This is a genomic window from Bradyrhizobium sp. SPXBL-02 (assembly GCF_051853065.1).
In the GTDB taxonomy this organism is placed as follows: Bacteria; Pseudomonadota; Alphaproteobacteria; order Rhizobiales; family Xanthobacteraceae; genus Bradyrhizobium.
In genome coordinates, this window is the sequence record NZ_CP182474.1 from 3,474,034 (window position 1) to 3,495,943 (window position 21,910).

General features: G+C 65.3%; 23 protein-coding genes and 1 pseudogene. 14 read left to right on the forward strand and 10 right to left on the reverse strand.

The features are described from left to right. Positions 1–100 precede the first annotated feature (100 nt). Positions 101–1,831 (forward strand): methyl-accepting chemotaxis protein, encoded by a 1,731-nt coding sequence (locus ACNJYD_RS16040; protein ID WP_212254984.1) that lies wholly within the window; start codon positions 101–103, stop codon positions 1,829–1,831. 114 nt (positions 1,832–1,945) lie between these two features. On the opposite strand, the gene ACNJYD_RS16045 is transcribed toward ACNJYD_RS16040, so the two are convergent. Beyond that, the gene (locus ACNJYD_RS16045) at positions 1,946–2,605 is read right to left on the reverse strand and encodes a peroxiredoxin (RefSeq protein ID WP_172783254.1); all 660 of its coding nucleotides are present in this window, start codon (positions 2,603–2,605) and stop codon (positions 1,946–1,948) included. 391 nt (positions 2,606–2,996) lie between these two features. Here ACNJYD_RS16045 and ACNJYD_RS16050 point away from each other — a divergent pair, with 391 nt between their 5' ends. Then, positions 2,997–3,569: a hypothetical protein gene (locus ACNJYD_RS16050; protein WP_172783255.1), complete on the forward strand. Its 573-nt coding sequence runs from the start codon at positions 2,997–2,999 to the stop codon at positions 3,567–3,569. Between the two features lie 56 nt (positions 3,570–3,625). Here ACNJYD_RS16050 and ACNJYD_RS16055 read toward each other — a convergent pair whose 3' ends face one another. From ACNJYD_RS16055 to ACNJYD_RS16075, 5 genes are all read right to left on the reverse strand, one after another. Continuing rightward, the gene (locus tag ACNJYD_RS16055) at positions 3,626–5,494 is read right to left on the reverse strand and encodes an alkaline phosphatase family protein (RefSeq protein ID WP_172783256.1); all 1,869 of its coding nucleotides are present in this window, start codon (positions 5,492–5,494) and stop codon (positions 3,626–3,628) included. Positions 5,495–6,666: 1,172 nt separating this feature from the next. Next, positions 6,667–6,984: a response regulator transcription factor gene (locus ACNJYD_RS16060; protein WP_439366881.1), complete on the reverse strand. Its 318-nt coding sequence runs from the start codon at positions 6,982–6,984 to the stop codon at positions 6,667–6,669. Positions 6,985–7,022: 38 nt separating this feature from the next. Further along, positions 7,023–8,246: an ABC transporter permease gene (locus ACNJYD_RS16065; RefSeq protein WP_271503029.1), complete on the reverse strand. Its 1,224-nt coding sequence runs from the start codon at positions 8,244–8,246 to the stop codon at positions 7,023–7,025. Then, on the reverse strand, positions 8,243–8,965 hold the full coding sequence (locus ACNJYD_RS16070; protein ID WP_439366883.1) for an ABC transporter ATP-binding protein: 723 nt from the start codon (positions 8,963–8,965) through the stop codon (positions 8,243–8,245). Before ACNJYD_RS16070 ends, ACNJYD_RS16065 begins: the two co-directional genes overlap by 4 nt. Next, positions 8,962–10,386 carry an efflux RND transporter periplasmic adaptor subunit gene (locus tag ACNJYD_RS16075; protein WP_439366884.1) on the reverse strand — a complete coding sequence of 475 codons (1,425 nt, stop codon included), beginning with the start codon at positions 10,384–10,386 and terminating at the stop codon, positions 8,962–8,964. The genes ACNJYD_RS16070 and ACNJYD_RS16075 overlap by 4 nt, the downstream gene beginning before the upstream one ends. A 585-nt stretch (positions 10,387–10,971) precedes the next feature. On the opposite strand from ACNJYD_RS16075, the gene ACNJYD_RS16080 reads away from it, so the two are divergent. From ACNJYD_RS16080 to ACNJYD_RS16110, 7 genes are all read left to right on the forward strand, one after another. Continuing rightward, positions 10,972–11,613 (forward strand): response regulator transcription factor, encoded by a 642-nt coding sequence (locus ACNJYD_RS16080; protein WP_212254988.1) that lies wholly within the window; start codon positions 10,972–10,974, stop codon positions 11,611–11,613. 134 nt (positions 11,614–11,747) lie between these two features. Beyond that, complete coding sequence (locus ACNJYD_RS16085; protein WP_439366885.1) at positions 11,748–12,149, forward strand: curlin subunit CsgB; 402 nt, start codon at positions 11,748–11,750, stop codon at positions 12,147–12,149. Between the two features lie 116 nt (positions 12,150–12,265). Next, positions 12,266–12,658, forward strand: coding sequence for a curlin (locus tag ACNJYD_RS16090; RefSeq protein WP_260379686.1), 393 nt, complete (start codon positions 12,266–12,268; stop codon positions 12,656–12,658). A gap of 25 nt (positions 12,659–12,683) precedes the next feature. Beyond that, a complete protein-coding gene (locus ACNJYD_RS16095; protein WP_212254990.1) occupies positions 12,684–13,094 on the forward strand; it encodes a curlin in 411 nt (136 codons plus the stop codon). 45 nt (positions 13,095–13,139) lie between these two features. Next, on the forward strand, positions 13,140–13,610 hold the full coding sequence (locus ACNJYD_RS16100) for a curlin (RefSeq protein WP_439366886.1): 471 nt from the start codon (positions 13,140–13,142) through the stop codon (positions 13,608–13,610). Continuing rightward, positions 13,607–13,888 (forward strand): hypothetical protein, encoded by a 282-nt coding sequence (locus tag ACNJYD_RS16105; RefSeq protein ID WP_439366887.1) that lies wholly within the window; start codon positions 13,607–13,609, stop codon positions 13,886–13,888. Before ACNJYD_RS16100 ends, ACNJYD_RS16105 begins: the two co-directional genes overlap by 4 nt. Positions 13,889–14,063: 175 nt before the next feature. After that, a complete protein-coding gene (locus ACNJYD_RS16110) occupies positions 14,064–14,513 on the forward strand; it encodes a hypothetical protein (RefSeq protein WP_212254991.1) in 450 nt (149 codons plus the stop codon). A gap of 1 nt (position 14,514) precedes the next feature. Here the strand turns inward: ACNJYD_RS16110 and ACNJYD_RS16115 are convergent. Next, positions 14,515–15,346: pseudogene (locus ACNJYD_RS16115) on the reverse strand (GNAT family N-acetyltransferase). Between the two features lie 115 nt (positions 15,347–15,461). Between ACNJYD_RS16115 and ACNJYD_RS16120 the strand changes: the two are divergent. Beyond that, positions 15,462–16,166, forward strand: coding sequence for an SDR family oxidoreductase (locus ACNJYD_RS16120; RefSeq protein ID WP_172783269.1), 705 nt, complete (start codon positions 15,462–15,464; stop codon positions 16,164–16,166). Between the two features lie 10 nt (positions 16,167–16,176). Here ACNJYD_RS16120 and ACNJYD_RS16125 read toward each other — a convergent pair whose 3' ends face one another. Further along, positions 16,177–17,232 (reverse strand): serine hydrolase, encoded by a 1,056-nt coding sequence (locus ACNJYD_RS16125; RefSeq protein ID WP_439366888.1) that lies wholly within the window; start codon positions 17,230–17,232, stop codon positions 16,177–16,179. 275 nt (positions 17,233–17,507) lie between these two features. Here ACNJYD_RS16125 and ACNJYD_RS16130 point away from each other — a divergent pair, with 275 nt between their 5' ends. The 3 genes from ACNJYD_RS16130 to ACNJYD_RS16140 all read left to right on the forward strand — a co-directional run bounded on the left by ACNJYD_RS16130 (position 17,508) and on the right by ACNJYD_RS16140 (position 18,864). Beyond that, positions 17,508–17,894 carry an ArsR/SmtB family transcription factor gene (locus ACNJYD_RS16130; RefSeq protein ID WP_212254994.1) on the forward strand — a complete coding sequence of 129 codons (387 nt, stop codon included), beginning with the start codon at positions 17,508–17,510 and terminating at the stop codon, positions 17,892–17,894. A 2-nt stretch (positions 17,895–17,896) separates the two neighbouring features. Then, complete coding sequence (locus tag ACNJYD_RS16135; RefSeq protein WP_172783272.1) at positions 17,897–18,388, forward strand: SRPBCC family protein; 492 nt, start codon at positions 17,897–17,899, stop codon at positions 18,386–18,388. A 209-nt stretch (positions 18,389–18,597) separates the two neighbouring features. Further along, positions 18,598–18,864, forward strand: a complete 267-nt coding sequence (locus ACNJYD_RS16140) for a hypothetical protein (RefSeq protein WP_212254995.1) — start codon at positions 18,598–18,600, stop codon at positions 18,862–18,864. A 57-nt stretch (positions 18,865–18,921) separates the two neighbouring features. On the opposite strand, the gene ACNJYD_RS16145 is transcribed toward ACNJYD_RS16140, so the two are convergent. Then, positions 18,922–19,896, reverse strand: coding sequence for a Bug family tripartite tricarboxylate transporter substrate binding protein (locus ACNJYD_RS16145; RefSeq protein ID WP_439366889.1), 975 nt, complete (start codon positions 19,894–19,896; stop codon positions 18,922–18,924). 36 nt (positions 19,897–19,932) lie between these two features. Continuing rightward, entirely contained in the window at positions 19,933–20,817 is an 885-nt protein-coding gene (locus ACNJYD_RS16150) for an IclR family transcriptional regulator (RefSeq protein WP_439366890.1), read from the reverse strand. A 217-nt stretch (positions 20,818–21,034) separates the two neighbouring features. On the opposite strand from ACNJYD_RS16150, the gene ACNJYD_RS16155 reads away from it, so the two are divergent. Then, positions 21,035–21,877: a hypothetical protein gene (locus ACNJYD_RS16155; protein WP_439366891.1), complete on the forward strand. Its 843-nt coding sequence runs from the start codon at positions 21,035–21,037 to the stop codon at positions 21,875–21,877. Positions 21,878–21,910 lie beyond the last annotated feature (33 nt).

Here is a 21,910-nt window from a genome sequence, read left to right on the forward strand (position 1 = left end):
CCAATTGGAAACCGTATCGCGCACGGCGGTGGGAACCGCCGTTAATGCGGCTGTAAGTCAATTGCACCAATATGCAGGAATTACGGGGGTCATTCCATCCATGTCCAATCTTCTAACGGCGAAGTTCCTGCCGCGGTTCAAGCTCGGCACCAAGGCCGTCCTGTGCGCGGTGCTGCTGATCGCAATGAACACGGCGCTGGTGGTCGGCGCCGGCTATTGGTCGCTGACATCCGCCTTCAATGACCGCGCCTTGCGCGACATCGAGATCAATCTGCGCACGCTGGCGCTGGCCTTTGCGGAGACCGTTCCCGAAGCCAAGATCACGATCCGGGACGGCGCGGTGGTCCGCGCCGAGATCCCGAAAATGCCCGACCTCAAGGATCACGCCATCGTCGATCGGTCGGTGTCCTATGTCGGCGGCAACGCGACCCTGTTCGTGTTCGACGCGGCGAGCGGACAGTTCGTCCGCCGCTCGACCAACGTGAAAAAGGAAAATGGCGACCGCGCCGTCGGGACCCAGCTTGCCGCGGATCATCCCGGGCAGGCCCCGCTGCGCCGGGGCGAGGCCTATAAGGGGCCGGCCACGCTGTTCGGCAAGACGTTCATGACGGCTTATTTCCCGATTGCGGATGGCACCGGCAAGGTCGCCGGCATCCTCTATGTCGGCATCCCCATGACGCAGTTCGAGGGCATGCTGTCCCAGGCGATGGAGAGCATGGCAGCCGCCGCCGGGCTTGCCGCGCTTCTGGTGCTGGTCCTGACCCTGCTGGTTGTCCGTCGCATCACCCGGCCGCTGACCTCGGTGACGCATTCGCTGACCGCGCTTGCCAACGGCCAGGGCGACGTCGCGATCGAATGCGAGGACCGGGCCGACGAGATCGGCGAGATCGCCCGCACGGTCGCGGTGTTCAGGAGCAACTCGCAGGAGCGGGCGCGCATGCGCAGCGAGCAGGCGGCGGCAAGCGCTGCCGCAGCCGAGCAGCGCAAGGCCGAGCTGCGCAACTTCGTCGAGGGGTTCCGCGGCAGTGTCGGCGGCATTCTCGACAAGGTGCTGGCATCGTCGGGCGAGTTCGAGCGCGCAGCGCGACAACTCACCGACGCCGCGCGCTCCACGGCCGATCTGTCGGCGCAGTCGGCGGGAGCTTCCGAAAGCGCCTCCGAGCATGTGCGTTCGGCGGCTTCGGCTTCCGACGAATTGTCCCAATCCATCTCCGAGATCACCCGCCGGGTGCAGGAATCGAACGAGATCTCCGCCGAGGCGGTGCGGCAGGCCGAAGCGACCGACCAGCGCATTGCGCAGCTCTCGGAAGCCGGCTCGCGCATCGGCGACGTCGTCAAGCTGATCACCTCGATTGCCGAGCAGACCAATCTGCTGGCGCTGAATGCGACCATCGAGGCTGCACGCGCGGGCGATGCCGGCCGCGGCTTCGCGGTGGTGGCTCAGGAGGTCAAGACGCTCGCCGGCCAGACCGCGAAGGCGACCGACGAGATATCGAGCCAGATCGAGAGCATGCAGCTTGCGACCGAGGAATCGGTCGCCGCCATCAAGGCGATCAGCCAGACCATCGAGCGCATCAGCAGCATCGCAGGCTCGATCTCGGCCGCGGTCGAGCAACAGAAAAGCGCGACTCACAACATCGTGGCCAGCGTGCGCGCGGCGGTGTCAGGCACGGCCGATGTCGCGGTCAATGTCCGTCACGCCGCCAAGGGCGCCAGCGAGACGGGCGAGACGTCGAGCCGGATGTTTGCGTCCGCCCAGGCGCTGTCGGGCGAGAGCCTGCATCTGAAGGCCGAGGTCGAGAGCTTCCTCGACCGCGTGCACGCGGCCTGATTCCACGCAGTCGAGGCGGTCCGTTGGACCCCAGGAATCTCGAGATCCCGGGTTCGATGCTGACGCATCGCCCCGGGATGACTTTTTGCGGTCGCTATCCGCGACCGCCAAAAGTCATTTAGGCTGCGGGACGATGCGGATGTAGGGCTTCGGCTCTTTCCAGCCCTGCGGATAGATCGTCTTGGCCTCGTCGTTGGAGACCGAGCCCGCGATGATGACGTCCTCGCCCTGCGACCAGTCGGCCGGGGTGGCGACGCGATGCTTGGCGGTGAGCTGGAGTGAGTCGATGACGCGCAGGATCTCCTGGAAGTTCCGACCCGTCGTCATCGGATAGACCAGCACCAGCTTGATCTTCTTGTCCGGCCCGATGATGAAGACGTTGCGGACGGTCTGGTTGTCGGCCGGCGTGCGGGTGAGGGGATCGCCCGAGGTCGAGGCCGGCAACATTTCGTAGAGCTTGGAGACGTTGAAATCGATGTCGCCGATCATCGGGTAGTTGGGCGCGGCGCCTTGGGTCTCCTTGATGTCATCCGACCATTTGGCATGGCGATCGACCGGATCGACCGAGAGGCCCATCAGCTTCACGCCGCGCTTGTCGAACTCCGGCTTCAGCTTGGCGAGAGCGCCGAGTTCGGTCGTACAAACCGGCGTGAAGTCCTTCGGGTGCGAGAACAAGAGGGCCCAGCTGTTGCCGATCCAGTCGTGGAACTTGATCTTCCCTTCGGTGGTCTCGGCTTCGAAGTCGGGGGCGGTGGCGCCGATCGGAAGTGTCATGGTTCTACCTCATCTCGTTGAATTTACTGAAGAATACACCTTCGGCCATCGGAGCCATTATAAGCGCTTGGCCGGCCCAAGTGAACGCCAAGTGAACCGCCTCAAGTAAAATGTGAATTCTTTCTTCGAAGGGCCGATTTCCCAGCAACTTTCTGTTACAGCGGCGCCTGCGACGAAACATCTCCACCGGAGCCGCCCGGGCTCGATTGCCCCGATAATGCCTTTTATGACTTTCATCACGCTTGCCCGGCGCGTCTAGAACCAGATTGGTCCTGATAGCGACCAATTGGCAACCATCTAGAAAAGTCGCGATCCCCGTATCGAATCGTTAACCACCCCTTTACGCCGGCATGAAAATGCTGGTCGATCAGAAGAAGTCTGGAAGTGAACTATGTCTGCCGCTGCGCCTAAGCCTACCGAGTCGTCGTCCCTCGTGCCGTCCTGCCGCGATACCGCAGCCCATGCCCTCTCCATCGTGCGTGACGGCGTGATCACGGGCGAAGGCCCGACCACCAAGGGAAGGGTGCATTTCTCCCGCTCGCTCGATGCCGATGACACCGCCTGGTGCATGCGCATCCTCACCGCGACCGCCGTCAACGACCAGCCGGTCAGCCGCGCCGAGGCCGAAGTTCTGTTCGAGATCAACGAGGCCGCGACCGAACGCACCGACGGCGGCCGGTTCGACGACCTGCTTGCCAAGGCGGTCGCCCATTATGCCGCCAGCGCCTCGGGCCTGAAGGTGCCGCCGCGCAGCGTCGCGCTGTCGGCTGACACCGAGATCGAGAGCTGGGCGCCGTCCTATGCCTCCAAGGTCAATAGCGAGATGCTGGAGTGGATTGCCGGCCAGATGCGCGGCAAGCGCCAGAACAACCGTCGCCTGATGGCGATGGTGGCGACCTTCCTGGGCGCCACTGCACTGCCTCTGGCGGGCCAATTGCCGAACGTGTTCGACATTGGGATGTAAGATTTTGGGGATGTAAGATTTTGCGCCTCACGTGAGGACGCGAGGGAACGGCGGGGTTATTTCCCCGCCGTTTTTTGTTTGCGGTCCTCCAATCCAAGCTTGTCCACCTCGAGCCCCAGCGTGCGACCCGGGAAACCAGCGGCATCGAAATAGCGCTGGCTGCCGACGCGCTGGAAGTTCAGCACGGTGACGAGGCCGCCCTCGGCGGGCTTCGACTTCACCGTGCCGGCATAGGCCTTCGGCACGATGCCATTGGGCATGGCCTCGGACATCACGCGGCCGATCAGGCCGCCATTGTGCGAGCTGCGCAGACCCATGAGCTGCGCGGCCGTCATGCCGACATCGGCATTGCTGACCGGAATCTCGTCGACATAGCCGGCTTTGAAGTCCGGACCGATGGCGGCCATGAAGTTCATGGTATCGCCGCGGCTGAAGCTGCCATGCATGCCCTGGCCCTGGCGCAGCACGGTGTCGGCGACCTGCACCGAGCAATTGGTCGGCGCCTCGCCGCAATCGCTGGCATAGGAGCGGAAGTTGACGACGATCGACGGCGTCGGGGTCGCCGACTTGCCGCGCAGATTGATGCTCGACAGCGGCAGCGTCCCGGGGAAGCGGCCGAGCGAATCCTCGACGAACAGGCCGGAGACGTAGTCTTGCTCGAGCAGCGCCTTGATGGTCTTCGCGGCGAGCTTCTTGTCCTTGTTCGGCAGGTAGATCAGGTCCGAGCCGCCATTGGTGGCGACGACGAGGTCCGGCTTGGTGGGATCCTTGCCGAGCACGCCGTTGCCGGCCTTGGGATGCTTGTTGCCTTCGATCTTCACGTTCTTGTCGTTGGGATCGAACAAGGGCAGGTCGAGCACTTTCGCAAGGTCGAGCGCCAGGAAGCCCATCGGCAGGAAGTCCTTGGGCGTATCGTCATAGCTGACCTTGGCCGACGGGCTGGTCTTGCTCTCCTTGGAGATGGTCGAGAAGCCGTGGTCGGCCGAGACGATGATGTTGGTCGAGGCCGCGAGCCCGAGCTCGTCGAGCCCCTTGCGGAGCTGGGCGAGGTTGGCGTCGGCGTTCTTGATGCCGGCCATCGAGGTCGGGCCGTTGATGCCCGGCATGATCTGGTTGAGGCTGTCGCCGGTGTTGTGCTGGCTGCCGTCGGGGTCGCGCGACCAGAACACCAGCACGAAGGGCTTGTTGCGCGCCTTGAACATCGGCAACACCACCTTGGTGGCGACGTCGGCAAAATAGGCCTGCTGCGCGACGTTGGCGACAGTGGTGCCCGGCGTCTTGGCGTCGCCCGCCTTGGAATTGTCGCCGCGCGGCGGCGTGGCGAGGGGCAGGCCGGCCTTGGTCAAAGCGTCCTTCACCTCGTCCGACAGTGCCACGCCGTTCTTGCCGCCGGTGGAATCGTCGAACACGATCGAGTGCAGGCCGGGCTTCTCAGGCTTATCGGTGTGGTCGAACTGGTAGGTCGGGCCGACCTTGCCGATCGCCGCGGTGCTCAGCCCCTTGTCGCGGGCCATCTTCAGAACGGTCTCTTCGTTGAGGTAGTCGCCCTTGAAATGCTCGTCGATATCGCCGAGCACGGCGTCGTTCTCGATGAAGGGAACCACGGTGTCGCCGGCGGGTACTGAGGTGTAGTTGGTCCAGATCGTGTTGGAGAACACGCCGGTGTCGCCGAGATAATGGCCGGTCGACATCGCCGAGCCGTTGGCCATGGTGAAGGTGGGAAAGAGCGAATGCGGGTTCTTGAAGTTGACGCCCTTGTCGCGAACCTCGGCCATCGCGGGCGTCGTCTCCGGGGTGACCTTCAGCGCGCGCAGACCGTCCGGAATGAACAGGATCAGGTTGCGGGGCGTGTTGTTCTGGGCGGAGGCAAGTCCGGTGGACAGCACGGCCAGTCCGGCGGACAGCAACACCAGTGAACGGCGCATCAAGGTCTCTCCTGCAGTGAGGCGGCATGGCCGCGCTGGCGGCTCGCAGCTTCGTTTAGTTTCGCTGCATGACGGTTTTGTTACAAGGGCCGTGGCCGCCATGCAGGAGGGCTGGGAGGGGAGTGGTACGCTCGTGTCCCGGACGCGACGCAGCGCGCAAGCGATGCGGCGCAGAGCCGGGACCCAGCAGGCGACGTCGCTCGCTGCTGCATGGGCCCCGGCTCTGCAGCGCACCGCCGCACCGGACGATGCTTCGCATCGCCGGGGAGGCGCTGCTCTGGTCCGGGGCACACGAGCGGGAGTTTTGGCGCACACCTGCCTCAACACCGTCATTGCGAGCGCAGCGAAGCAATCCAGGATGCATCCGCGGAGAGACTCTGGATTGCTTCGCTGCGCTCGCAATGACGGGGTGGCAGGAAAATCGCTTTCCAAATGCTACTGTCATTCCCCGCGAAGGCGGGGAATCCAGTACGACGCGGCCTATCGATTGAGCCATAACTGTCTCGGAGTACTGGACCGCCCGGTTAAACCGGGCGATGACAGCGAGTGTGTCGTCGCAGACACAGCTTCGCATCCTCGCGGCGCATTTCGCCCGAGCTTTGCTCGTCGTCTCACCCTCGATTGAAAGAGGGCGCAGGGAAGACCGGGTGCCGGCCGGGCACCCACGGTCCACTGTGCGAAAGGTGGCAACAAGAATTTGCACAGCGGCATACAGGTGAAGCCAAACATCCGGCCTTCCCTGCGCAGTGGTTTTACGGCTTATGTCGCGCTCTCCCCGGGGAGCGATGCACTATTGCCCCCGTCACCTTGCGGATGGCTGATGCGTGGGCCCGGTTGGGCCGCTCACATCACCACAAGACTTGACGCACAGACCCCGGGCGTCAGGACCACACGATTTTGCCGTACGCGAACCGCACCCGTCGTTGGCACGCGGTCTTCGCTCACGGCTCTCCGCCCTGCGAAGCTTTTCGCGCCGATGTGGCTCGCGTCCACCGCCCCCCGGCCCGCGTTCGTGACGATCGCGATCCGCCCCTCTTCCTTGGGCCGGGTTGAGCCGACACATACGTCACTTCCGAATTTCGGTAAAGCGGAATATTTTCGACCGAGCCCATTGACCCATAAATCGGGTGTTTTGCCCGTCGGGCAGCGCAAGGGATTGTGGCCGCAACCATTCAATCCGGCGCGGTCTGCGCCCGTGGATTGGGTGCAAGGGCCTGCGCCGGCTTCGTCGCGGCCGGAAAGAGCCCTGTCTTGGCGAGATCGCGGCGGAGCGACGACGGCGCGGTGTGCAGGGCAAAGGCGATCGCGATCTGCGTTCTGTTCTGAAGCCGGTACTTGCGCATGATGTTGCCGATGTGCGCCCGCACCGTGTTCTCCGAGATGTTGAGCTCGTAGGCGATGTTCTTGTTCTGCATCCCCCGCGCGATCAGCGTCATCAGCTCCCGTTCGCGCGGTGTCGGTGCGATCAAATCTTTCGGATCCGAGCTCATGGCTGCCTCCCTGGCCTTTGCGAACATCCCGGCATCTCTCACTCCGTCTTGAGCGCCTCGATCGGACTCAGCTTGGACGCCTTGTGAGCTGGATAAAAACCAAAGACGAGGCCGGTCGCGATCGAGAAGACGAGAGACAGGCCGATCGCCTGGCCGTCGATCGAGGTAACCCACCCGGCCATGCGGGCGACCGTCATCGAGAGCGTGATGCCGCCGGCGACGCCGATGGCACCGCCGAGCAGGCAGAGGACGAGCGCTTCGCAGAGAAACTGCAGACGGATGTCGCGCATCCGCCCGCCGAGCGCCCGGCGGATGCCGATCTCCCGGGTGCGCTCGGTGACCGACACGATCATGACGTTCATGATGCTGATGCCGCCGACGAGCAGCGAGACCGAGGCGATGGCGACGAGCAGCAACGCGACGGTGCGGATCGCGCCCTGCTGCGCCTCCATGGCGGCGGCGGGATCCTGGACCTTGAAGTCGTCGTCCTGGCCGGCGGGGATGCGGTGGCGCTGCCGCAGCAGGTTCTCGATCTCCGCTCGCGCGCCCGCCATCTGACCGTCTGCGGCCACCTTGGCGATGATGTAGGCGACCGAGTCGCGGTTGATGTTGCTGGCGCTGCCGAGGAAGCGCAGCTTGGCCGTGGTGAGCGGCACGAAGGCGACGTCGTCCTGAGCGGGTCCCTTGCGGTCGAGCACGCCGACCACCTCGAGCGGGACCTTCATGATCCTGATCTGCGCGCCGATGGGATCGTCGCCGGGTGCGAACAGCTCGCGCGCGACCGTGCTTCCGAGGATCACGACCTTGCCGGCGCCGGCTTCCTCGGTGGCGGAGAAATAGCGCCCGGCCGCGAGCTGCCAGTCGCGCACCATGAAGTGGCCGGTGGTCGTGCCGTTGATCGTAGTGTTCCAGTTCTTGCCCTCGTGGATGACCTGCGCCGTCCCGGCGATGGAGCCGGCCGCGGCCTGGATTTCCGGGATCTGCTCGAGAATGGCCTGCACGTCGCTCTCGGTCATCGTCAGCTTGCTGCCGTCCTTGAGACGCACGCCGCCCTGATAGACCGCGCCGGGGGTGATCATCAGCACGTTGGCGCCGATCGAACGGATCTGCTCCTGCAGACGCAGCTGCGCGCCGGCGCCGATCGCGAACACCGTCACGATCGAGGCGACCCCGATCACGATGCCGAGCATGGTGAGGAAGCTGCGCAGCGGATTGAGGCGAAGGGCGTGCAACGCGATCTGAAAGCCCTGGAGCATCGTCATGACACAGCGCTCCGTCTCGGCAGCAGCTCCGCCACGGTTTCGTCGCTGACGAGCTCACCGTCATGCAGGTGGATCGTGCGCCGGCACTGCGTCGCGATGCCGGGATCGTGGGTGATCATGACGATGGTCTGGCCGGTCCGGTTGAGCGCGGCGAACAGGGAGAGAATCTCGGCACCGGTGCGGCTGTCGAGCGCGCCAGTCGGCTCGTCGGCGAGCACGATCAGCGGGGAGGCGATCAGTGCGCGCGCGATCGCGACGCGCTGCTGCTCGCCGCCGGAGAGCTGCCGCGGGAAGTGATGGGCCCGGTGCAGCATGCCGACGGCCTGAAGGCTCGCTTCCGCGCGCGCCAGCCGTTCCTTGCGCGCGATGCCGCAATAGACCAGCGGCAGTGCGACGTTCTCGATGGCATCGTGGCGCGCGAGCAGATTGTAGGATTGGAACACGAAGCCGATGCTGCGGGCGCGCAGGGACGACCGGCGATCTTCCGTGAGATCGGCGACGTTGGCGCCTTGGAGATAGACCGCGCCCTCGCTCGGCAGGTCGAGCAATCCGATCATGTTCATCAGCGTCGACTTGCCGGAGCCGGACGGCCCCATCACCGCGACGATCTCGCCTTGCGCGATATCGAAGCTGACATTGCGCACCGCCGCCACCGCGACGCCCTCGGTGCGATAGGTCCTGCTGACCGACTGGAGGCTGATGAGGGGCGAGGCGGTCATGATCCGAACCTGATGCCGAGAATTTCCATGCCGGCCGGGCGGATGGCCTGGCCGACGGCGACCTCGCTGCCCTCGACGAGGTCGCCGCTCCGGAGCGCGACCTGCTCGGTGCCGGCGGCGCCGACCGTCACCGCGACGCGCTGCAGCGCGCCGCCGGCGGTGCGCACCCACACGCCGCTACGTGCCGCGGCGTCCGGCCGTGTGCCGGCCGGCTGGAACCGCAGCGCTGCGAGCGGCACTTTCAGCACGTCGTCCTGGCGTTCGATGACGATCTTCACCAGGGCGGTCATTCCCGGCAGCAGCGCGCCGTCGAGATTGGCGGTCGCCAGCACCACGGTGTAGGTGACGACGTGCTGCTGGGTCTGCGGCGCCTTGCGCACCTGGCGCACCACCGCCTCGAAGCGGCGGTCCGGGTAGGCGTCGACGGTGAAATGCGCGTGCTGCCCGGGCGCGATGCGGCCGATGTCGGCTTCATCGACCTGCGCGTGAATCTCCATGTCCTCCAGGCGGTGCGCCACCATGAAGGTGGTGCGTGCTTCCAGTCCGACCGCGAGCGTCTGCCCCTCGTTGACGAACCGGCCGACCACGACGCCGTCGATCGGCGAACGGATCACGGTGCGGTCGAGATCGGCCTGGGCCGCGGCGAGAACGGCGGCCTTCTCCGGCACCGCCATGCGAGCCTGCTGCAGCTCCGCCTCGATGCGGCGGACGTCGGCTTGCGCGCCCTCCACCGAAAAGGAGTTGAGGGACATCAGGATCTCGGCTTCACGTTCCTGGGCGAGGCGCGCGGTGAACTCGGTCTGCGCGTCGTCGACCGCCGTGGTCGCCACCACGTTCTGCGATTGCAGCGCCAGCTTCCGCTGCAGCGTCTTCTGAGCCGAGGACTTCACCGCCTGCGCGCTCTCGAGCTTGGCCGCGAGCACGTCGCGGCTGCCCCTCGCGTTCTGCAGATCGATCCTGGCGCGATCGAGCTTGGCCCTGGCGATGTCGACCAGGGCATTGGCGATGGCCAGCGACGCCCTGGCCTCGTCGACCTTGGCTGCAAAGCTGCGCGGATCGATCAGAGCGAGCGGCTGATCCTTGGCGACGGGGTCGTTGAAGTCGACATAGACACGGGCGAGCTGCCCCGACAGTTGGGAGCCGACCTCGATCGTCTTGACCGGCTGCAGGGCGCCGGTGACGGTGACGGTCTGCTCGACGCTGCCGCGCTGGATCGAGGCATAGCGGAACATGGGTGCGTCCGACCCGTAGGCCGGAACCTCGCGGGTGGAGGGGATCAGCAGCCGCCTGGTCTGGTCATAGGCGCGAGCCGCCGTGTCTGCCGCGCTCCCGGCGGCGCCGGCGATCATGCCCGGCCCGGCGTAGATCGCAGCGAGGCCGCACGCAGCTCCGAGCAAGGCAAATGCTGGCACAAATCGCATATCAAAACTCGCCGATTGAAATGACTTCGGGGAATCGGGAAAAAGTGGCACGCTCGCTATGGTTGTAAAGTATGGAAAGTCGTATCGAATGACAGTATGTCGTCCTCGCCGGGCTGACGGTCGGGTGCGGCTCGTCATCCAGTAGTAAAGCAGGTGGGGTGCTACTTTTCGTGATTTGATCGGGATGCATACCGAGCGTATCGATACGAGGCGCGCGGTATCGAACTCGATAAGCTGACTGAACGTCCCGTCTGATCCGGCCAGAGCGGCCAGCAGCAGGCGTGCGAGTCGGCACGTGGGTGGCGATGCCATGACGCAGCCGGCGATCCGACGACGCAGCATTGCCGCATTCTCCAAATCGTCCCGCCGCGATGCCGCCGGCGACAAGATCGAAGCCCTCCCATCACGAAGCCCGATATGTGAACGCCTTCACTCGTCTCCGGCGCGTGTTGGCCCTATGACTTCGAACCGGCGGACCGACGCGCTTCGCTCGATCTGCGCGAATCATCCAAGCACCTTGATCTCGCTTGCAAGAAGAATGGATAGCTCGTTGCCTTTTCATCGAGCCCCAAGCCGGGGAGCCCCATGAGTTCAGATCAAGCCACAGTTTACGTCGTTGACGACGAAGCCCAGATTCGAGCCGCGATCGGAAGTCTCTGCGAGGAGACCGGGCATCAGGTCAAGCTGTTCGCCTCGACCGAAGAGTTTCTCGCCGAGACCGTTTCGCCCGGGCCGTCATGCCTCGTGCTCGACGTGCGGTTTCCCGGCACGTCGCCGACCGGGCTCGAGCTGCAGCGCCGGCTGGCCGAGATGGGCGTGTCAATTCCGATCGTCTTCATCAGCGGCTACTCCGACGTCCGCGTCTCGGTCGAGGCGATGAAGCGCGGCGCGGTGGAGTTTCTGCCCAAGCCCTTTCGCGAGCAGGAGATCCTCGATGCCATCAGGCACGGCATCGAGCGCGACCGCAGGCGGCTGCAACGCGAAGACAGCGTGCGTGAAGCCCGCCAGCGTGTCGAGATGCTGACGGCGAGAGAGCGCGAGATCATGCTGCTGATGGCCGAAGGGCTCGTCGCCAAGCAGATCGCAGCAAGACTTGGCGTGAGCGAAGTGACGGCGAAGGTCCATCGCACCAGGATGATGCGAAAGCTGGAGCTGCGTACGCCGATCGAAGTGGTGCGGCTGGTCGACAGCATGGGGCGCGAAGCGGAGACGACACGCAGCGTCTAGTCCGGAGCGACTAGCATGAACTGCAGTCTGTCGCGCAGGCCACGATCGGTTCAGAGTTATCCCTACGATGTCGGCCTCTTTTCCGGGAAGGCATCCGAAACCAGTCAGACAACTTGGCCAGAAAGGGATACTCCATGCGTAAATTGTTTTTTGCATCCGTTGCCGTGCTCGCTCTGTCCTCCGCGGCTCAGGCCGCCAACACCTCCACCACGGTGCAGGTCGGCGTCGTGAATACTTCGAGCGTTTCGCAGCAGGGCCTCACCAACGACACGTCCTCGACCAGCCAGCTCGGCATCATCAACAGTGCGACGACGATGCAGGGCACCAGCGCGGCCTCGCTCAACAACGGCAGCACGGTGAACCAGGTCGGCGTGCAGAACTCGGCGGCCACCGGCCAGGTGGCGTTCGGCAACAACGGCAGCTCGATCACCCAGAACTCGTTCGGGCCCGCCGCGCTTCAGAACAACGCCGCCGCCGTCGGCCAGATCAGTGCATTCGGCATCAACGGCAGCACCGTCTCGCAGACGGCGCACTGAAGCCACGGTTCGTTTGGGCCGGACGCATCCAGGTCGGTGCGTCCGGGCCATTCCGGCACCGCAACCGGGCAGGGCGATCAATTGCGACGCTCGCTCATTCTCGCGGAGGACATGACATGCGGATCACCTATTTCATTGCAACGGTTGCGGCATTCGCTGCACTGACGGCAGCCGATGCCCGGGCCGGCAACTCGGCCAGCGTGCTGCAATTCGGCACGACCAACACTTCGTTCATTTCGCAGAGCGGCGGCACCAGCAACAGCGCCACGACGCTGCAGTTCGGCGCCACCAATACCGCGACCACCTTGCAGACGGGCTCGCTGCTCACGGTCAACACCGCGGTGATCGGGCAGGGCGGCACCACTGCGACCGCAACCAATACCGCACTGACCGGCCAGGTCGGCGGCGCCAATTCGAGCCTGATAGGCCAGATCGGCGCGAACAACACCGCCGGGGTCGGACAGCTCGGGATCCTGAACGGATCGACTGTTCTCCAGCAGGCGCCGTGAGCAGATCGAAGTGGTGAGGCATGTCATGAAACGTCATCTGGGCGGCGCATGTGCCGCAACGCTCGCTCTGTACCTGGCCAGCGCCCTTTCGGCGACAGCACAGACCGCCGACATCAAGACCATCGTCTCGGTCGGCGGACCGCCCGTCGTGCTGAACCAGAACAGCCAGCTCAACATGGCGGGCGTGTTCATGATCGGAGGCACGACCAGCGCGACCGTGACGCAGAACGGCAGCAACAACGCCACGGGCGTCCTGCAGTTCGGCGGAACGAGTTCCGCATCGATCGGGCAGACCGGGGGCAACAACTTCGCCTATGTCGGCCAGGCCGGCCAGTCGGCGACCAGCCTGATATCCCAGCTCGGCACGATGAATGCGGGCACGGTGGCGCAGTTCGGCACCGTCAACGCCTCGACCATCGTCCAGACCGGCCCCTGACGCGCGAGCGATCTCGTCAGTGTCGACAACGAACGGGGAAGCGCGATGCGAGGCGGCAGTCAGGTGCTGAGGCGGGTTTTGGCCCTGGCGGCAATGCTCGCCGCCATCGGTGCGGCGACGCAGGCGTGCGCCGGGACCGTCCAGCGCAGCGTGACCAACCGGAACGTCAGCATCGAAACGGTCGTGCAGTTCGGCGACAATGTTCAGCCTGTCACGATCGAGGAGAACAGCCGCATCAACATCGCGCGGGTGATCCAGATCGGCGGGACCGGCACGGTGGACGCGACCATCATCCAGAACGGCACGCGCAACTATGCCAATGTGATCCAGGTCGGCGGCACCACCAATGCGGCGATCGGTCAATCCGGGGTGACCAACACCGCCGACATCACCCAGATCGGCAATTCGACCAACGCGCTCCTGCTCCAGATCGGAGACATGAACACGGGAGCGGTGAGGCAGTTCGGGCGTTTCAACTGGCTGGCGATCTTCCAGTTCGGCCGAGGTGTGACATGAAGCTGCTTCTGCTCGCATCCGGACTGGGATTCATGAGCGTGGTTGCAATGGCGCCGGCCGGGGCCGGCGACGGTCATACCACCGTGGTCCAGGACGAGAACGGCACCTCGGTCATCACGCAGAGCGGTGATCCGGCGCAGGCCGAGGTCAAGATCGAGAAGCAGCCCGGGCGCACGACGGTCTATCGCCGCAGCGGCGGCAATACCGCGATCGTGACACAGGGCAGCGCAAGCCCGCAGGACATGCTCGACTGGCTGCGCAAGCAGCAGGGCCGCTGACGGGACGAAGTCGCTGAAATCAGACGCGAATTCCGGGCGTTCTGCCGCACCCGGTTCCCGGCTAATCGCGTGCCTTAACCAATAATTAATTATACGTTTGCGGGTGGGCGACGGCCCGGCCTAGCCTCCCCGCGGGGAGCTGCTTTCGCAAAGCCAAACCAGTGTGGTGCGTATCATGATTGCCAGATCACATGGGGCGTTGGTCGCCTCGCTCAGCGCCGCTATGCTGCTGCTGAGCTCCGCTGACAGTTTTTCCAGACCCGCTGGCGCCGCGGCGCCAGGCGTCGCAGCAGCAGCCGCCCCGCCGCACGCGGCCCGTCCGCACGTGGGGCCGGGCGCCCGGTTCCACCGCCGCAGCGCGCCCTGGGTCTACTGGCCGGGCGGCGGCGGATACTTCTACGACGGCGCCGGCTACAGCCAGCCCTTCGCCGATATGAACCAGTCGCTCTCCGCCGATGTTCGCTACACCTACACCTATGATGTGCCCTGGGATTGGACGCATCGTTATCCGCCGAACGTCGTGCCGTCCGATCGGCCCTATGTGCCGAGCTGCCCGACGGAGCAGGTGACGGTGCCCGGCCGCGGCGGCAGCGAGCACACCGTCAACATCATGCGCTGCTATTGAGTTAACCCAGCTCGAAGCTGGTCACGCCGAAGACGCGGTCGAGCCGCAGCGGCGGGATCGGCCCGGTGTACATCCGCGCCGTCTCGAACACCGGCTTCAGGCCGAGCTCCTCGGCGAGCGCGATTGCGGCGGAATTGATGGCGGGGACGTCGAGGAAGACCTCGCCCGCGCCCGCGCTTCCGAGCAGGGCCTGCACGACTTGATCCGCGGCTGTGCGGTCGTCGGCGACGAGCGGGCCGCTTGTAGCCCGTCCGGCACGGACGGATCACGCCCCATGCGGCGAGCCTGCCCTCGCGCAGCAACGCGCGGCCGACGTGACCTCGTGTGTTGATCCAGGCGCGCAGGAAGGCGCTGCGCGCGGCGGGGAAGACGGTCGCGTCATCGGCGTCCACCAGCGCAAACGGGACCTTGTCGAGCGCAACGACGTCGGCCGGCGGCTTCGCGGATCCCGCAACAGTGCCGCCATAGCGGATGTTGGCGTAGGCGAGCTGGAATCCCGACTTCTTGTAATTCTCCTGCTGCGCCACCACGCCGTCGAGGCCGATCACGCGCGCGCCCGCATGCGCGATCGCTGCGTTCCAGATGCGCAGGCCATGGCCGGCGCCGCGAAAGCGCTCGCGCACGATATAGAAGCCCAGGAAGGCGAAGCGGTCATCGTAATTGACGCAGGAGACGGTCGCGACCGGCTCGCCGTCGATCTCGCCGACGAAGAAGCCTTGGCGATCGGGGATCGCAAAGCAGGCGGCATCCGCCAGCCCTGGATTCCAGCCCTCCGCCGCGGCCCAGTCGATTGCGAGGTCGGGGCGCAAATTGCGGATCTGCAGATCACTCATTTCAAGCCGCTCGTGATGGATGCCTTGGGCCATGGACCTGCCGACAGGTCTGGCTGTAGAAGGCCTCATGATAGGCCGAGCCTGCGGCTCGCCTCAACTGAAGGGATCATCGGTCATGGCAGCGGAGAAGGTTGCGCTCGTTACCGCCGGCGGCAGCGGCATGGGGGCGGGGGCTGCGCGGCGGCTGGCGGCGGACGGGTTTCGCGTTGCGATCCTGTCGTCCTCGGGCAAGGGCGAGGCGCTGGCGGCCGAGCTCGGCGGGATCGGCGTCACCGGCTCGAACCAGTCGAACGACGACCTGAAGCGCCTCGTCGAGGCCGCGATGGCGAAGTGGGGGCGGATCGACGTGCTCGTCAACAGCGCCGGGCATGGGCCGCGTGCCCCCATCACCGAGATCACCGACGAGCAGTGGCACACCGGCCTCGACACTTATCTCCTGAACGTGATCCGTCCGACCCGGCTGGTCACGCCGCTGATGCAGGCGCAGAAGGGCGGCGCCATCATCAACATCTCGACCGCCTGGGCGTTCGAGCCCAGCGCGATGTTCCCGACCTCGGCGGTGTTCCGCGCAGGGCTCGCCGCCTTCACCAAGATCTTCACCGACACTTACGCGGCCGACAATGTCCGCATGAACAACGTGCTGCCGGGCTGGATCGACAGCCTGCCGCAGCAGGACGCGCGACGCGACAGCGTGCCGATGAAGCGCTACGGCAAGGTCGAGGAGATCGCGGCGACGATCTCGTTCCTGGCCTCCGACGGCGCCGCCTACATCACCGGCCAGAACATCCGCGTCGATGGCGGGCTGATGCGCTCGGTCTGAGGCGGCCGTCTCAATGTGAGGCTATGAGCCTCGCCAGTTCCGGCAGGATCTTGTAGCGGGCGATCTCGTGCGGATATTCGCCGCGATTGGCCAGCAGGACGATGCCGATCCGCCGCGCCGGCACCAGGCCGATATAGCCGGAGGCGTTGTTGAGCCCGCCGGGCTTGTCGACGATGGTGACACCTGGGAGGCGCACGGTCTCCCAGGCCATGCCTTGGCCGAATTTTTCATCGACATGGAAGGCCTCGCGCTGCGTCAGCCGCAGGGCTTCGCGCAAATGCGGATCGATCGCGCGGCCGTCGACGCAGGCGGCGACGAACGTCGCGAGGTCGCGCGCCGAGGAGAACATCTGCCCGGTGCCGGGAAAGTCGAAATAGCTCTGCTGGTTGCCGATCGGGCCGATTGCCGTGCCCTGGTCGGAATAGCCCTGGACCACGCGCTGTATCGCCGCCTCGTCCAAGATGGCGCGATTGTCCGGGCCGCGCTCGGGGACGAAAGTTGAGTGCATGACGAGGGGGCGGAGAATGCGGTGCTCGATCAGCGCTTGGATCGGCATGCCGTAGCGGCGCTCGAGCACGAGCTGAAGCAGCACGTAGCCGGCATGGGTGTAGACGCGTTGCCGGCCGGGTGCGACGCCGGGCGCCGGCTCGAAGGCGTTCAGCGTCGCGATGAACTGCTCGCGCGTAAACTCTTCGTTCGGCCATGGCGGATGATCGGTCGGGAGCAGCAGCCCCGACCTGTGCGTCGCCAACTCGCCAACAGTGACGTTGCGGATGTAGCTGCCGGTCAGCTCGGGCAGATATTTCGGCAGATGATCGTCGAGCCGCAGCTCGCCGCGCAGCACGCCGAGCGCCACGAGCGTGGCCTCGAACGGCTTTCGCAATGAGGCGAGGTTGAACAGCGTATCGGGCGTCACCGGCCGCCTGGCGGCATCGTCGGCGAACCCGTAGCTGAAGAACTCGACATGGCGGCCGGCATAGAGCGCGGCGGCGAGGCCGCCCGCATGGTCCGGTATCGCGGTCGGCGCCAGCGCGCCGGCGACGATGTCGCGCATCTGCGCGATCATGTCGGAATCCGCGGAGGCGCGGGGCGGGCAAAGCGCCATCGCAACCGGAATGAATGCGGCGCGGGCGAAGTTTCGCCGGGTGATCGGGGATGAGATGACAACAGGCGGCACGTGCTCTGATCGATCATGCTGATGCGCCCCCGGATATGGTTTAGCGAGGAGGGGGCGAGGTCCCAATTCACAATTGCGCGTTGTGGGTTCCCATCGATCGACGAAACTGAGCCATCAGGCTAACAATTGTTGACGTCCGCGATCCCGGGTGTATAGTTAGCTTCATGGCTAACCAATCGCCCCATCTCGACCAGATCTTCGCAGCGCTCGCCGACCCGACGCGGCGGGCCATCGTGATGCGGCTGTGCGCGGGCGAGGCGTCGGTCGGCGAGCTCGCCGGTCCCTTCGACATGGCGCTGCCGAGCTTCATGAAGCACATCCATGTGCTGGAAACGAGCGGGCTCGTTCAGTCCGAGAAATCGGGGCGCGTGCGCACCTGCCGTCTCAGCGCGGACGCGCTTGTCGGCGCCGAGGATTGGTTCCAGCAGCAGCGCGCGGTCTGGGAGGCGCGGCTCGACCGGTTCGAGGCCTATGTGATGAAGCTCAAGAAAGAGAAAGAAAGGGCGGGCGCCAAGCGGCCGTCCAAGACAACCAAACGGAAAGGTTCCTAATCATGACGAGTTCTGCCAACCCCGCTCTGTCGCAATGGTCGCTCGACCGCGAGATCGTGATGTCGCGCGTGATCGATGCGCCGCGCGATCTGGTGTTCGAGGCATGGTCCGACCCGAAGCATCTGCCGCAATGGTTCGGCCCGAAGGGATTCAAGGTCGAGACCTTCGAGATCGATGTGCGTGTCGGCGGCGTCTGGCGCTTCAACATGATCGGGCCCGACGGCACGGTCTATCCGAACCGGATGCGCTTCCGCCGCATCGAGCGGCCGTCGCTGATGGAGATGGATCACGGCCTCGACCAGGATGACGATCCCGGCATGTTCCGCTTCACCGTCACGTTTGCCGAGCAGAGCAACGGCAAGACCGTGCTGATGATGCGGCAACTGGCCTCGAGCGCCGAGCAGCGCGACGGCATGATCGGCTTCGGCGCCGTCGAATACGGCTACCAGACGCTCGACAAGCTGGCGGCTTATGTGGCGGGGATGAAGCGGTGATACGAGGCGATTGTTCGGGCATCGATGTATCGCATCATCCCGAACGACGGATGACCAGTTGAACGCGCTCTGGATTCAGCCTTCAGCGGCTTGCACATGCGATCCGGCTCCGGCGGCAATTCGCCGGGGCCGCATTCACGCGCGGCGCTGCCGGTTCCCTCGCATGCGCGAGCCATAGGAACGATCGCTGCCATCAGGGTTTGGCAGTGATGACGCACATCATCTTCAGCGACTATCGCAATCCCGCGGCGGAGCAGGCCTACGAGATCGCCTGGGACTTTCTGGTGCGGACGGGCGCCATTCGCGACGAATTCGAGGCCTGCGTGTTCCTGGCGCAGCGGATCACCGTGATGGTCGAGAAGGGACACACGAATCGAATCCGCATGGCCAACCGCGCGATCTCCGAATACCAGCGCCACGCCGAGGAACGCGACGGTCTCATCCGCGGCGGTGGCCGTTACGCCGAAGGGCGCTAGGCGCCGGCCAAACGGGCTCTCGCCACCTCAGTCCAGTGCGAGAAGCAGCGCCAGCTCCTACTCGCCCTTGAGACCGGCGTCGCGGATCAATCTGGCCCACTTCTGCGTCTCGGCGTCGATGAACTGGCCGAACTCGGCCGCGGTGCCGGCACGCACCTCGAGGCCCTGGGCCGTCAGCTTGTCCTTGATCGCAGGCTCGGCGAGCGCGCGCAGAACCTCGGCCTGGAGCTTGTCGACGACGGCGCGCGGCGTCGTGGACGGCACCATGAAGCCGTACCAGCCGGCGGCGACGACGTTGGGAAAGCCCTGCTCGCGCAGCGTCGGCGCCTGCGGGTAGAGCGCGCTGCGATCGGCCGAAGCGACGCCGAGAACAGTGAACTTGCCGCTCTGGATGTAGGGCAGGGCGGTCGGCAGCGCGGTCAGCGTGGCATCGACGCGTCCGGCGAGCAGCTCGGTGTAGGAGGCGGCATCGCCGCGGAACGGGATGTTGAGACCCTTGACGCCGGCATCGCGAAACAGGAGCTCTCCGGCAAGATGCGGCTGCGAGCCGGCGCCGGGAGAGGCGAAGGTCAGTCCGTCCGGCTTCGACTTGCCGTAGGCGATCAAGTCGGGAAGCGTCTTGAACGGCGCATCGGCACTGATGATGAGGAACAGCGGTGCGATCACGGCCATCGCGATCGGCTGCAGATCCCCGCGCTCATAGGTCAGCTTGCCGAATAGCGCCTCGGCGGTGGCGTAGGGCGCCGCGACGTAGAGGATCGTATAGCCGTCGCCAGGCGCATGGGCGACCATGTCGTTGGCGATGCGTGTGCCGGCGCCGGGCTTGTTCTCGACGATGAATTGCTGGCGCAGGCTGCGGCTGAACTCCTCGGCCAGCAAGCGCAGCGAGATGTCGTTGGAGCCGCCCGGACCGTAAGGCGAGATCAGCCGCACCATCCGCGACGGCCAGACGTCCTCAGCGTAGGCGGAAAATGACGAGGCCGAGACGCCGACGGCGACGGCGCCCAGCAATGCTCGGCGTGTGATGGTCATGATGGCCTCCCGGAGATGGGGCGCCAGCTCTTTTGTTCATGTCCTGGCGCTCTTCTTGTTTTGCTTGCGCGTCTCGGCCGTGGGCATCGCCGCTCCGACCACGGCCCGGACGCTGTCGGCGAGCGCCGCGATGCGCGGACCGATTTCGCCCTCGAGCTGCCCGGGCTGGAGCCGGAAGGCAGGGATGCCGCAATTGATCGAGAACGACTGCTTCGATTCGCTCACATGAAACAGCGGCGCGGCGACGGCGTGGATCGAGGCCATGTACTCGCCCCAGCAGGTGCAGAAGCCGCGGCTTTTGCATTGCGCGATCCCGGCGCGGTATTTGTCGCGGACGGCCGACCACAGGCCGGCATCTTCGGCCGCGAGATTCCGTTCCAGCCGGTCTGCATCGGCCGACGGCAGGGCCGCCGCCGCAGCGCGGCCCATGGCGGTCATCACGACGGGAATGGGCATGCCGATATCGGGCACGTGCGGGCCGACATCGCCGGAGCGAGCGGTCTCGACATAGATCATCGAGGTCGCATCGAGCAGGCCGATGGAGACCGTCCCGCGGACGCTGTGCGCCAGCTCCTGCATCATCGGCCGCGCCAGTTGGCGGACTTGCATCCCGGCGAGCAGAGGATGCGCCATGCGCAGCGCCCGTGCACCGACGCGGTACTTCGACCGCTCGGCGTCGTAGCGGAGATAGCCAAGCTGGGCCAGCGTATGGGTCAGCCTCGCCACGGTCGGGCGCGGAATGCCCGTCAGCGTCGACAGCTCCATGTTGCCCAGCAGCGTGCTCCCGGCCTTGAACGCCTCGAGCACGACCAGCCCCTTGGCCAGCGTGGTGGCGAAAGCGGCGTCGTCGGCGCTCTCCGCCAGCACGGCTGCGGCGGAGGAGAGCGGATGCTGCGGTTTGGAGGAGCCGGTCGGAGCCATCCCCGGAATATCAGACCGACAGATTTCGAATGTCCAATAAATTCGCTATCTGCGGCAAAATTGTCCGGTATGTGGACGCTCCCTGGCCGCCCGTTTTCCCGTTGCGGGCACCGCTGGAACGACAGGGCACACACAGATTTTTGTCGTGGTTGCATGCCGTTCTGTGACAGGATTATTACGACGACATGTCAGATCGATAAATTTTGCGGAGCGGTTCATGTTGCAGTGGCAGGCGCGGTCAAATCCCCTCGTGTGGTGGTGGGGATCCCTCACGCTTGTGAGCAGTGCCAACATCCTCGTCTGGTTCATGCTGTACCGTGAGTTCTACCCGACGGTCGCAGGCAGCATCAGTGGCGGCTCGGATATCGGGCTGATGTTCCTGCTGTGCGCCGGCTATGTGTTCGGCTGCGCGTTCCGTTCGGTGCTGCCGCGCGCCGACGTGCAGCGCATCTGCCTGTTCGACACCTGGCTCTCCAGCGTCTTCGTCGGACGTTCGGTTGCGACCGTGGCCGAGGTCTGCTTCGCCGCGCAATGGGCGATCATCCTGCATCAGCTGGGCACCATGACCGGCGCCGAGACGGCGGTGAACATCGCGTGGGTGATTGTTCCGGTGATCATCATCGCCGAGTGCTTCTCCTGGTACGCGGTGGTCACCACCAATTATCTCTACAACGCGATCGAGAATTCGCTATGGGCGGTGACCTTCTTCCTCGCCGGCATCGCGCTGTGCCGCCTGATGCCGGAATTCCAGGGCGTGGTGCGCTGGGCGTTGATCGCGGGCATCGTCGGCATCGCCTGCTTCCTCGCCTTCCTCGTCACCGTCGACGTGCCGATGTATCTCAGCCGTTGGCGGGCAGGGCACGCCGAGGGCGGCAGGTTCTTGGGCCTGCTCGAAGGTCTGCACGACGTTGCGACGCGCTGGGTGGTGACCCACGACATCGCGCATTGGAAGGGCGAGCTGACCTGGATGTTCCTGTATTTCAGCGCGGCGGTGTGGTCGAGCCTCGCGCTCTGCGCGCTCTACGCGATGGAAGGCTATCTGGCGCGCTATCTCGCCTGACGGTCAAAGTCTTGTTTGAGGCGTTTTCCAAGC